Annotated in this window: 7 protein-coding genes; 2 read left to right on the top strand and 5 right to left on the bottom strand. The window is 67.5% G+C overall.

Going from position 1 to position 12,221, the window contains the following annotated elements; translation table 11 throughout:
* Nucleotides 1-9: 9 nt before the first annotated feature.
* The 5 genes from JNO53_RS08905 to JNO53_RS08885 all read right to left on the bottom strand — a co-directional run bounded on the left by JNO53_RS08905 (nucleotide 10) and on the right by JNO53_RS08885 (nucleotide 9,196).
* The gene (locus JNO53_RS08905) at nucleotides 10-1,812 is read right to left on the bottom strand and encodes a sensor domain-containing diguanylate cyclase (protein WP_203109869.1); all 1,803 of its coding nucleotides are present in this window, start codon (nucleotides 1,810-1,812) and stop codon (nucleotides 10-12) included.
* 160 nt (nucleotides 1,813-1,972) lie between these two features.
* Nucleotides 1,973-5,248 (bottom strand): autotransporter domain-containing protein, encoded by a 3,276-nt coding sequence (locus JNO53_RS08900; protein WP_203109865.1) that lies wholly within the window; start codon nucleotides 5,246-5,248, stop codon nucleotides 1,973-1,975.
* A gap of 109 nt (nucleotides 5,249-5,357) precedes the next feature.
* The gene (locus JNO53_RS08895; RefSeq protein WP_203109864.1) at nucleotides 5,358-7,712 is read right to left on the bottom strand and encodes a TonB-dependent receptor; all 2,355 of its coding nucleotides are present in this window, start codon (nucleotides 7,710-7,712) and stop codon (nucleotides 5,358-5,360) included.
* Nucleotides 7,713-7,714: 2 nt separating this feature from the next.
* Complete coding sequence (locus JNO53_RS08890) at nucleotides 7,715-8,614, bottom strand: FecR family protein (protein WP_238401784.1); 900 nt, start codon at nucleotides 8,612-8,614, stop codon at nucleotides 7,715-7,717.
* A gap of 57 nt (nucleotides 8,615-8,671) precedes the next feature.
* Nucleotides 8,672-9,196, bottom strand: coding sequence for a sigma-70 family RNA polymerase sigma factor (locus JNO53_RS08885; protein ID WP_203109860.1), 525 nt, complete (start codon nucleotides 9,194-9,196; stop codon nucleotides 8,672-8,674).
* Nucleotides 9,197-9,383: 187 nt separating this feature from the next.
* Between JNO53_RS08885 and JNO53_RS08880 the strand changes: the two genes are divergently transcribed.
* Together JNO53_RS08880 and JNO53_RS08875 are read left to right on the top strand one after the other, a co-directional pair.
* The gene (locus tag JNO53_RS08880) at nucleotides 9,384-10,688 is read left to right on the top strand and encodes an acyl-CoA dehydrogenase family protein (RefSeq protein WP_203109858.1); all 1,305 of its coding nucleotides are present in this window, start codon (nucleotides 9,384-9,386) and stop codon (nucleotides 10,686-10,688) included.
* Entirely contained in the window at nucleotides 10,685-12,214 is a 1,530-nt protein-coding gene (locus JNO53_RS08875) for an MFS transporter (RefSeq protein ID WP_203109851.1), read from the top strand. Before JNO53_RS08880 ends, JNO53_RS08875 begins: the two co-directional genes overlap by 4 nt.
* Nucleotides 12,215-12,221 lie beyond the last annotated feature (7 nt).

The following is a 12,221-nucleotide window of genomic DNA, read 5'->3' as shown; positions in this document are numbered from 1 at the left end:
CGCGGCGGCTCACACGCACTGAAGCAGCCGGTGGCGGTCGTGCGCGCCTTCGGCCCGGTATTTCCACCCGAGCGGTCCCTGCGCGACGTGGACCCGGTTCCGCCCCGCCGCCTTGGCGGAATAGAGGGGCGAATCCGCGGTCTGCAGCGCCAGCGTGGCGCTGCACGGCTCGCGCAAGTGCGCTAGGCCGATGCTTGCGGAAACGCCGAACATGCCGCCATCGGCGTCGCGGATCTGGTTCTCGTTGATCGCCTCGCGCAAGCGTTCGCACACATCCGCCGAATCCGTCACGGCACCATGCCGGGCGATCATCCCGAATTCCTCGCCGCCAAGGCGGGCGAAGAAGCACTCGTCGTTCGACAGGCGCTTCATGATTCTTGCAACGTGCTTGAGCACGAGATCGCCGACATCGTGCCCGTAGCGGTCGTTGACCGTCTTGAAATGATCGAGATCGATGATCGCCAGCGAGAACGGCCGCTCGTCCGCCTCGGCGAGGGCCGGCTCCAGTTCCTTGAGGAACGCGCGGCGGTTGGGTAGTCCCGTCAGAGGATCGGTAGACGCATCGCGCATGGCCTGCAGCTCCTCCTCTTTGCGGACGGTCACGTCGCGCACGGTGACGACATAGCTGCCGGGGACCGTCTGCCCACCCTCGACCGCACGGACTTTCGCTTCCAGCCAAAGATCCTCTCCGCCCTTCGCGATGGGGCGCTCGACGACTTTGGTCACTCCCGGCGCCGCCCAGGCTTGCGCGAGCGCATCCGCGATCAGCGGCGCGTCGGCGTCATCGAAGAATATCGACAGGGGCAGGCCCTCGAGCTCCTCCGCACCGCTGAGGCGCCGGCCGGCCGGAGAAGCAAAGCGGATCCGCCCGGTTTCATCCAGGCTCAGCAGCGCATCGTCCGAATGATCGGAGATCATCCGCTGCAGAGCCTCGCGGTGCAGAATGCTCGCGTGCAGAATCTCCCGGTGCTTGAGCGCCGTCGCCACCGGCAAGGAGGCGAGCAGGACGATTACGAGGTAGAATTGCAGGAACATCGCCTTCTCCGCCAGTGCAACCGGCAGGGCTGCGAACGGACCCGCGCCGGAGACTAGCGAGGCTGACGCCACGAGAGCGGTGAGCAGGACCGCGATCGACGCGCCGATCCGGCCGAAACGGAAGCAGGCCACCATCAGCGGCAGGATCGGCAGGAACAGGATCGGATAAGCCGTCTGATAGAAGGCGAGGAACGCGATCGCGACACAGGCGAGCGAGAGGGCGGCGAGTTCCCCCCAGCCTCGCCGCGTCCGCAGCCGCGTGAGCCCGGCAGCGCTCCCGCGCGCAAGCAGGAGCGCGAGCGGCAGCGCCAGCAGAGTGCCGAGGCCGTGCCCCGCGAACCATTCGACCGAATGGTGCAGCCATCCGCCCCCCACTTCCGCCGCGACCAGTCCTCCGCCGGGCAGCGACGCCAGACCGGGGCCGACGATTCCGCCGACCAGGATCAGCTTCACGAAGCCGGACCAGTTCTCGAAGTAATCCCGCTCCGGCCGCAGCCGCACGAGCAGTGCGGCGATGACGATGGCCTCGCACATGTTGACCAGCGCCAGCGGAATCGCAGCATGCGGGCCGAAGCCGAACAGGGTCGTCGCGCAGATGCTGAGACTGGCGAAGAAGATCACCGTGCGCAACCAGGCACGCGACGGCACGTTGACCAGCAGCGCCGCGAGAATGGCGGTGCCAAGCCAGACCAGCGCAAGGCCGCCGCTGAAGCGGGTCGAATAGATGGTGAGCGAGGTTATCGCGAAGAACGCAAGCGCGAACCCGAAGGTTCGCAAACCCGACTCCTCAACGCTGCGTTGAACCCCGACCATTCCCCTTCATGGCCGCAAGCGGTTAAGAATTCGCAAGAGGCGGGCGCACCCGCAGGAAGTCGTACCGCCCGGCTGGGCGGAGCCGGGCGGCACGACCTGCCCGCACAAAGTGCGGACGGGGGGCTCAGAAACCCATGCGGATGGTCCCGCGCAGCGTGAAGCCGACGTCGTTGTGGCGTTCCTCGGCACCGGCTTCGCCCGAGATCGTGAAGGCCTGGTCGCCGCCGATCGCGCGCAGGCGGGCGTACCAGCCGTTGACGCTCTGCTCCGCCTGGAGCGTAAACGGATCGCCGCCCTCGAATTGCGCGGTCGTGTCACCCAGCCCGCCGCCGAGGATCTCGCGCCAGCCGCCCTCGCCTTCGACGCGGAACCAGCTCTCGTCGCGCGCGCGCATGCCCTTGAGGTCGACGCCGAGCGTCAGGCCGCCGTTGATCGCGAACTCGTCGCTCGTGCGCTCCGCAACCGTGAGGTTGAGGCCACCGCCGCCGGTGTCGGTATAGCCGTCTTCCTTCAGCCGGACGTAGTCGACCACGACCGAGGGGCGGAAGAAGAAGAACTGGCCGCCGCCCTCGAACGAGGCGCCGCCCATGAAGCTGGTGACGGTGCCGTCCCACTCGCGCTCGACATCGCGCGAGATGGTGTCCTCGCCCACGGTCGCGTCGAAATAGCGCGTGCCTTCGAAATCGACCATGCCTATGCCGGCGCGGGCGAAAGTCTGCAGACCGCCCCACTTGCCGACCCAGTGCGCGGCCAGCTCGTAGGTGCCGGAGATGACCGAACTGGTATCGCCGATGTCGTGGCGGTTCCACAGGTAGGTGATCGTGCCGCCGAAGCGGCCCACGCCGGTCGAGATTTCGGCGCCGGCGGCGAAGCCGAGACCACTCTGGTCGTAAGCGGCCGTGTCGCCTTCATCCTTGTTCGAGCCCCAGCCGCCGGCATCGAAGATCAGGTGGATCTTGGACGACGGGTCGATCGGGCCCTGCGGATCGGAGAGGAAGCGCGACATGGTCCGCGTGCCCAGGCTGACCCCTTCGAATGCACCGCCTGCGTGGTCCGGCAGCATCAGCGTGACGGTGTTGCGGAAGGCAGCCCCGTCCGTGATGTTGAGGAAGACGTCGGCGATCTCGTCATCCTCGCCCAGCGCGTCGAGGATCGCATCGTAGGCCGTGGCCTGCGACCGGTTCAGTCCGAGCTCCGTGGTCGTCTTGCGCCCGATCTCGACCGCCAGCTCGTTGGCCGCTTCGTCGGCATCGATGGTCGCCTTGTACATGAAGGGGAGGAGCGTGTTGTCGCCCGTCAGTTCATCGCCCACCTGCAGGTCGCCCGCGGTGAGCACGACGTAGCGCCCTTCGGCGCTGTCGATATCGGCGAGGCGGAAGCGCAGCTTGGAATCCTCGTCGAAGGTCGCCGTCCCGGCGACGTCGATCAACGTGCCCTGCCCCGCGTCCTTATCGAGCGTGACGTTGAGGATCGCGCCCGAACCGACCTCGAGCGAACCGATCGAAGTCGGGCTCGAAAGGTCGAGCACGCCGCCGCTCACGGTGACGGCGAGGCTCTCCGCATTGGTGAGCGTGCCGGAGAAGCGCGCCGAGCCTGCCAGCGCCAGCACGTCCGCGCCGCCGCCGAAGTCGGCCGTTCCGTCGAACACCGACGAACCGGCAAGGCTCATCGTATCGGTGCCGGCTCCAAAGGTGACGGTGCCGGTCTGCTTGGCATCACCCGAGAGCGCGAGTTCGTTGCTGCCGGCGCCGAACGTCACGTTGCCGCTGACGGTGCCGTCGGCGATCTCGAACACGTCGTCGCCCGCGCCGAAGCGCACGTCGCCCTTGATCGAGGGCGCGTCCTTGCCCGTGGCGACCGCCGTCTGGCGCACGGTGGCGCCGTTTGCATTCGCGGTCAGATCGATCGCGACGTTGCGGTCGGAATCCTCGTCGGCACCGCCTGCGGAAATCGCGCCGCTGTTCTCGACCAGTTCGACCCCGCCGCTGCGGTCGAGGATCGCGGTCGCGGTGCCGTCCTTGCCGGACACGGCCGCCTTGATCGTGCCGCTGTTGCGGACGGTGTCCACGTCGGCGCCCTCGTCGATCACGACCGCCGTCGCGATCGAATCCTCGGTCTTGCCGCTGCTGGCACTGATCGTGCCGGAGTTGCGGATCTCCGGAACCGTCGCGTCGGCGCCGATGCGCAGTGCGGTGGCGCTGGCATCGACCGACTTGGCAGCGATCGTGCCGGAGTTCGCAATGCCGCCCGCGATGCTCACCGCACCGCCGCGGCCGCCGATCACGAGGCCATTGCCGTCGACGCCGGCATAGACGCCGTCGCCCAGAATGCCGCCTTCGACGATCAGGCCGAAGTTGTTGCCGCTGCCTGCGACGGGCCCGATCGCGATGTCGCGATCTTCCGCGCCAACCACCATGGCCGGCGCTTCGCCTGCGGAGACGACGGCAGCTGTGCCTTCCTGGGCGTCGGGAATGCCGTCCTTGTCCTGGTCGGTATTGTCCGCGGGGTCGCCCTCGCCGTCTTCGTCCTCACCGCCCTCGTCTTCGCCGCCTTCGCCTTCGCCGTCATCCTCGTCGTCGCCCGGCTTGCCGGGCGCCGCGGCGAGCACGATGCCGCCGGTCACGTCACCTTCGATGACGAGCGCCGATCCGCCCTGGAGCTTGTCGTCGGCATCGAGCTTCGAGGCATCCGAGGGAGGCGTGGGATAGCGGTAGCCGGTCGAGGAGACCTGCCCCTGTACGACCATCGCGCCATCGACGTCGCCGCCGAAGTGAGCGCCGACCGCGCCTTCACCCTTGGCGATCACCTTGCCGGCAAGCCGCACATCGCCGGTGATATCCTGCGCGCTGACGGCAACCGAGTCGCTGCCGAGCACGCTGGTCTCGCCGTTGTGCGTGAAATCGCCGGTCAGCGGCCCACCCAGCGCTATGCCGGCCGAATCGTTGCCTTCGACCACGATCTTGCCGCTGTTGGAGATGTCGCCCGTGTGCGCGCCCTGCGTACGGATGCCCGCGCGGCCGGTGCCGACCGCGAACGGCCCGTCGGCGTCGCCATCCTTGTCGATGTCTTCGGGCGTGTAGGTCTCGTCGATCGTGATCGTGCCGGAATTGACGATGTTGCCGGTCGTGCCCGCCGCGGCTGCGATGCCGGTCGCGCCGTTGGCATTGGTGATTTCGATCTCGCCTTCGTTAGTGATGCCGTTGTTGCTGTCCATCGTCACCGCGGTACCGCTGCCGACCACGACGGAGCCTTCCTTGGCGATGCGGATCGAATCGGGCGAGCCGTTCTTGATCGTCGAGGTGCGCACCGGCTGGGTGCGGTCGTCCGAGATCACGGTCTGGGCGGAAAGTGGCGTGGCAAGTGCGGCGATCGCCGTCGTCGCAAGCAAGTAGCGGTGCATGAATCCTCCGGTCCTTTGTCGACCAGCAGGACGGAGCCCTTCCGCGCGAACCTTGACCGCGCGGCAAAAAAATTCGCGGCGGACGGATCTCCGCCCGCTACCGCGTCCCCTAGAAGGCGAAATCGAGCCCCAGACGGAAGGTTCGCGGACGCAGCGGCGTGATCTGCTCGCGCCCGATCTCGAACGGGGTGCCCAGCGCAAAGCGGTTGCCTTCCGTGTCGAAGATATTGGTCACGCTGAACGTCAGCCCCATCCGCTCGCGCCCGACGCGCGCGGTGAGGCCACTGTCGAGATAGTCGCCCTGCGGATCGCCGAGTTCGGGTCCGACTCCGAGCCGCGATTCGCCGACGTAGCGCGCCCAGCCCTGCGCGGTGAGCACCAGATCACGGCCGATCGCGCGTTCGTAGTCGAAACCGGCGCGCGCGTTCACGTTGGCGATGTTCGGAACCTGGCCGATCTTGGAGAACAGGAAGTTGCGTGGACTTTCGATGCGGCTGCGGTTCCACGACAGTCCTGCCTCGAGGCGCAGGTCAGGGGTCACCGCCACGCCGCCGGAGAAGCTCGCCGTCCAGACCTGCCCATCGCCGATGTTGGCGGTGGTCGGCAACCCGAAGGGGTCGATGAAGTCCGCCTGGATATCGCGCCAGCGGGTGAAGGATAGGCTGCCGGAAAGATCGAACGGCCCCGCCCCGGGCCGGCCATGCCGCGCGCCGATCTCCAGCGTCGCCGTCCGATCGCTGCGGAAGCGGCGGACGAATTCGCCGTCGATCGCGAGCCCGCCGGGCCGGAATCCCTCCTGATACTTGATGTAGAGCGCGGTCTCGGAAAGGAGGTTCGCCGTGACGGAGGCAGAGGGCAGGAACACCGTTTCGTGCCGCTGCGCGGTCACTTCGGAGCGGGCGAGCGCGATCATCGGATTGACGTCCTCGCCCGCGCCGCCGAGCTCGGAGCGCGTGACGCGGCCGCCGGCCGTCGCCACCAGCCCCTCGCGCAGGCGGTAGCTCGCCTCGCCGTAGAGCGTCGCCTCGTCCACCCCGTTGCGCACGCCGGTGCTCGCGCGCATGACTTCCGCGGCATCGAAGCTGCGCGTCAGGCGCGTGCGGTTGTGCGTGAAGCTGGCTCCGGCCACCCAACCGAAACGATCCTCCATCGGCCGCCATAGCCGCGTTTCGTTGGCGATCATCTGTGAATCGTTGTTCTGGATAAATACGCGGGTGGGTTCGTCGGGCTCGGTTGCGTCGTACCGTTCCTGAAGCTCCTGATCGACCACGCCGGTCGACGACCGGAAGCGGATCGCGCCGAACTCCCCGCTGACGACTATCTGCCCGTGCAGATAGTCGGCGTCGAAGCCTTCGATCACCCGCGCGGACCGCGTCAGCGGCGGGCCATTGCGATCCGCATACTGGCTGTCCTCGCCGTCGATCCGCTGCGCCAGCCCGATCAGGTCGACCGTCCAGCCGCCCCCCAGGTCGGCACGAGCGAAGGCGCGGCCGCCGTAGATGCGGGTGCGGTTGACGTCGTCGCGGCCGAGCAGCGGCTTGTCGATATAGCCGCCCTGGCTCTCGGCATCGACGACCAGCCGCAGCGTGGCCGCCTCGCCCGCGAGCGGCAGGTTCATCACTGCCCCCGCGTCCGCCCCGAGCGCTCCATGAGTGGTCGCCGAGCCGCCGAGGCTGGCGGAGGCGGAGACGACGCCGGGCTCGGGCGCATTGGGCACGAGCCGGATGATCCCGCCGAGCGATCCCGCGCCGTAGAGCGTGCCCTGCGGCCCCTCCAGCACCTCTACTTTCTCCATGTCGGAGAGGCGGAGATCGGGGTCTGGCGAATTGTAGCTGAGCCGCAGGTCGCCGAGATATTGCCCGACGGTCGCTTGGGTCGGCCCGGTGAAGCTCGAATCGGCGATGCCGCGGATGAACAGCTTGTTGCGTCCGCTGCCGAGGTAGGTCGACGTGACGCTGGCGACCTGGTTGGCGATGCGCTCGCTGCCCCCGGGGCCGCCGAACGCCAGATCGTCGCCCTGGATGATCGTGATCTGCCCGGCGTAGTCCTGCAGCCGCACGTCGCGTTTGCTGGCGGAGACCACAATCGGCGGCCCCACCGCAGGCGGCGGAGGCGCGGGCGGGGCATCGGGGGTCGGTTTGCGGCGAGATGCCGGCCTGCGTGTCTGGGCCTGCCTGTCGGCCACCAGCCGCCAGCCCATCGCACCGGCACTGACCGGCCGTGCGCCAAGCACGCGCGCCAGCCGGTGGACCGCCTCGCGCGCGGTGAAAGTCCCACGGATCGCCGGTACCCGGCGGGCGGCAAGCTCCGGGTCGGAGATGACGATGCTGGTGCCCGTCTGGCGCGCGATCGCGGCGGCCGCTTCACCCCCGCGACCGGCTGGCGCGTCCACCCGCACTTCCTCCGCTTGCGCGGGGACCGCGGCCACCAGGGAGATCAGGGCTATCGGCAGGGATGCGCGCATCGTCAGGGTCGATCGATGATCCAGCTATCTCCTTCGCGGCGCACGGCGACGCCGAACAGCGGACCGATGGCCTGCGGATTCTGCTCCACCGGCGCGAGAGCGACGCTGCCCGTCACGCGCCGTTCCGCCACCGCGGGCGCGGCGGAAAACGCAATGCCGGTGCTGCTTGAAAGCTCATGCGCGATCTCCCCGAGCGTCGCATCGTCGAAGGTCAGCCGGCCATCGCGCCATTCGCCGATTCGCGCAACCGGCGCGGTGCCGAGGCGATAGGCATCGCTCCCGTCGGTGACGCTCAGCGTATCGCCCGGTTCGAGCCGCGCCAGCTTGCGCTCCGGGTTCACCAGCACGACGCCTTCGGACACCGCCACGCTGGTTGTCTTGCCCATGCGCGCGACGTCGAACACGGTGCCCGCATCGACCAGCGTTTGCTCGCCGACATTGACGACGAACGGGTCCGCGTCGTCGTGCCGCACGCTGAAGAGCGCCCTGCCCTGTTCGAGCGTGGCGATGCGCGGGTCCTCGCGGTCGAGCACGATCCGCGCCGCGCCGCCGAGCGTGACGTCGCTGCCGTCCGCGAGCGCCACCGTGCGCGTCTCCCCGGCGGCGGTCTCGACTACATAGCTCGCGTCGCGCAGTTGGATGAAGCCGAGCATCGCCACCAGCACGACCGACGCCGCGAGCGCCAGCCACCGCCAGCCGCCGCGGGCAGGCGCTTCCTCGGCGACATCGTCGTTGGCCGGCGCGACAGAGCCTGCCTCGGCCGCATCCATCACCCCGGCCACGGCGCGGTCGTAGGCCTGCGCATGCGCGGGGTCTGCCTCCAGCCAGGCGGTGAACGCGTCCCACTCCTCGAACGAGGGGTCCCCCGTCCGCACGGCCCAGGCAATCGCTTCGTCGGTCATCCGTTCATCTTGCCTCATCGCGGGCCCTCTTCGCGAAAGAAGACGGAGCCGAGGGTCTCAAGCCTCATCGATCCGCTCCCTGACCTCGAGCACGGCGCGGTAGGCGCGGCGCAGATCGCTCTCGACCGTACTCAGGCTGACGCCGAATTCCTCCGCCACCTGCCGCTGCTGCACGCCATCGATACGGTGGCGGCGGAAGATCGCCGCGGGACGGGGACCGAGAGCATCGAGCGCCTCGGCCACCAGACGCGCGTGATCGCGGGCGATCAGGACGCGCTCGCCCGAAGGCGCATCCGAGACGCCGGGCACCGTCGCGGCCGCCTCGCTCCAGTCCTTGTCGCGCCGGCGGGCCTGACGTTCGGACCGGTAGCGGTCGATCATCAGCAGGTCGGCCGTGCGGTAAAGATAGGCCACCGGCGCCGCGACGGGGCCCACCGCCGCGGTGGAAATCTTGAGCCAGACTTCGTGCAGCAGGTCTTCCGCAGCATCGCCCGCCCCGCGCGCGCGCAGGAAACGCAGCAGCCGCTCGCGATTGGCGAGGAAGGCGGCTTCGAGACCGTTGGGCGCGCGATTGCTGGACACGGACAAAACCAATGACGGCCGCGCGCGATAAGTCAAAATCGGCGTTGGTGAAAGGTGCCTCGCTCTTTCGCGGTCCGTTCTTCCCGGTCGTCAGCCACGGCCCCTCGTCCCTTCTTGTAGTGTTTCAAAAATCGGGTATGCTGATTCGCAACAGACCCCGAAGGGGCGGCGACAATGGGAGGAGTGCATGGCCTGGGATTTCGAAACCGAGCCCGAGTTTCAGGAGAAGCTCGACTGGATGGAAGAGTTCGTCCGTGAAAAGGTCGAACCGCTGGGGATGCTCGGCATCCATCCCTACGATGTGAAAAACCCCCGCCGCAATGCACTCGTCCGCCCGCTGCAGGCGGAGGTCAAGGCGCAAGCCCTCTGGGCCTGCCACCTCGGGCCGGAACTTGGCGGACAAGGCTACGGCCAGGTCAAGCTGGGGCTGATGAACGAGATCCTGGGCGGCGCGAACTTCGCTCCGATCGTGTTCGGCTGCCAGGCGCCGGACACCGGCAATGCCGAGATCATCGCGCACTATGGCACGCCCGAACAGAAGGAGCGGTATCTCCGACCGCTGCTGGATAACGAGATCGTTTCCGCCTTCTCGATGACCGAGCCGCAGGGCGGGTCCGATCCGACCAACTTCGTCACCCGCGCCGAGCTCGACGGCAATCACTGGAAGATCAACGGCGAGAAGTGGTTCTCGACCAACGGCAAGTGGGCCGACTTCCTGATCGTCATGGCCGTGACCGATCCCGAGGCGCCGCGGCACGAGCGGATGAGCATGTTCATCGTGCCCGTAGACACGCCCGGCGTGGAGATCGTGCGCAACGTCGGCGTCTATGGTCAGCAGGACGGTTCCGAGAGCTACATCCGCTACACCGACGTGCGCGTACCGGCCGATCATCTACTTGGTGAGCGCGGCGGCGCCTTCGCCATCTCGCAGACGCGGCTCGGCGGCGGGCGCGTGCATCATGCGATGCGCACGGTGGGCAATTGCCGCCGCCTGCTCGACATGATGAGCCGGCGGGCGGTCAGCCGCAAGACGCGCACCGGCACCATCGCCGACTATCAGGCGGTGCAGATGCAAATTGCCGACAGTTATATCGAGCTCGAACAGTTCAAGCTCTTCGTGCTCAAGACCGCCTGGATGATCGACAAGTACCAGGATTACCGTAAGGTCCGGAAAGACATCGCGGCGATCAAGGCGCTGATGCCGAAGGTCTATCACGACATCGCCGCGCGATGCGTGCATATCCATGGGTCGCTCGGCGTGTCGAACGAGATGCCCTTCGTCGGCAGCCTCGTCGCCTCGATGGTCATGGGCATCGCCGATGGGCCGACCGAGGTGCACAAGGTCACCGTCGCGAAGCAGCACTTGCGCCAGTACCGCGACGTGGCCGATCCCATCTTCCCCGACTACTCGCTGATCCACCGGCGCGCCGCCGCGCAGGCTCTCTACGATCCGCTGGAGGAGATCACCGACGCGGCGGAGCAAGCCGCATGACCGCGGCGAGCGCCGCGCAGGACAGCGCCGCTCGCACCGCCGCGTCCAGCCCACCGCCGATCGGCTTCGTCACCCGCGTCAGTTACGGCGCGGGCGCGATGGCGAACGGCATCAAGGGCGCCGCGTTCTCCAGCTACCTGATGCTCTACTTCAATCAGGTGGTCGGGGTGCCGGCGGCGATCGTCGGCACCGCCTTGGCCTGCACCCTGCTGGTGGATGCGATCGTCGATCCGTTCCTCGGGCGTTGGGCCGACGTCAGCCGCTCGCGCTGGGGCCGCCGGCATCCGTTCATGTATGCAGCGGCAATCCCGACCACGATCTTCTTCTTCCTCACCTGGTTCCCGCCCCAGGGTCTCACCCATGTCCAACTCGGTTTCTGGATCTTCGCGTTCGCTTCCGCGACCCGCGCTGCGATCAGCGCGTTCGAGATCAACGCCTCCGCAATGGCGCCCGAGATGACCGCCGACTATAACGAGCGCACGCGGCTGTTCTCGCTCCGCTACTGGTTCGGATACGCAGGCGTGTACGGCTTTACCGCCTTCTCGCTCGCGTTCATCTTCATCGAATCGCCCGAGTATCCACGCGGGCAGCTCAACCCGGCAAGCTACGCCAACTTCGCCGCGCTCGGGGCCGTACTGATCTTCCTCGCGATCCTGATCTGCGCGGCCGGGACGCACAACCGTATCCCTTACCTTCGGCAGGCAGATTCCACGCAAGGGAAGCCCAAGCTGCGCCTGCGCGATCACGTCGCCGAAATGTTCGCCGCCTTCCGTAACCGCGCCTTCCTCGCCATCTTCGGCTTCGGCGTGTTCAAGTACACCGCGATCGGCCTCTACAGCGCGATCACGCTCTATTTCAGCACCTTCCTGTTCAAGCTCAACACAGCGCAACTCGCGCTTCTCACGCTCGACAGCCTGGTGGCGGCGACTCTGGCCGCCCCCCTCGCGCCGATCTTCTGCAGATGGTTCGGCAAGCGAAACTGCGCGATGGTCTTCGCCGTGGTCGGTGTCGCCATGGGTCTTACCCCGCTGTTTCTGAGCCTGTTCGGCCTGTTCTTCGAACCGGGCCATCCGCTGCTCGTGCCGGTATTGTTCGCTGTCGGTGCAATCTACGGCGCGATGGTCGCCGTCTCGCTCATCGCCACGAGCGCGATGCTGGCCGACGTGGTGGAGGAAAGCGCGGTCGAGACCGGCCGGCACACCGCAGGCACCTTCTTCGCCGCGTCGAGCTTCATGCAGCAATGCTCCAACGCACTCGGCCTCTTCGTGGCCGGACTGGTCCTCTCATGGTCGCAATTCCCCGAGAGGGCCGATCCGGCGACGATCGAACGCTCCGTGGTCGACAGCCTGCTGAGCCATTACATTCCGACAGTGATTTCGCTCTGGACAATCGGCGCGCTGATCCTTCTGTTCTATCCGATCACGCGCGCGCGGCACGAGCGGAACATCGAAATCCTTCGCGCCCGGGAAGCCGAGGCGCTCGAACAACAACAGCGCGATGCGCCCCTGGGCGGCCCCGCCCGGTAATTTTAGG

It is taken from the genome of Altererythrobacter sp. C41, assembly GCF_016803135.1.
Classification (GTDB): domain Bacteria; phylum Pseudomonadota; class Alphaproteobacteria; order Sphingomonadales; family Sphingomonadaceae; genus Pelagerythrobacter.
This window is presented reverse-complemented; position numbering and strand designations above follow the sequence as displayed.

Excerpts from the sequence above, each read along its gene's own strand:
- JNO53_RS08900 (WP_203109865.1), bottom strand. The coding sequence starts at position 5,248 with ATGCACCGCTACTTGCTTGCGACGACGGCGATCGCCGCACTTGCCACG.
- JNO53_RS08895 (WP_203109864.1), bottom strand. The coding sequence starts at position 7,712 with ATGCGCGCATCCCTGCCGATAGCCCTGATCTCCCTGGTGGCCGCGGTC.
- JNO53_RS08890 (WP_238401784.1), bottom strand. The coding sequence starts at position 8,614 with ATGACCGACGAAGCGATTGCCTGGGCCGTGCGGACGGGGGACCCCTCG.
- JNO53_RS08880 (WP_203109858.1), top strand. The coding sequence starts at position 9,384 with ATGGCCTGGGATTTCGAAACCGAGCCCGAGTTTCAGGAGAAGCTCGAC.
- JNO53_RS08875 (WP_203109851.1), top strand. The coding sequence starts at position 10,685 with ATGACCGCGGCGAGCGCCGCGCAGGACAGCGCCGCTCGCACCGCCGCG.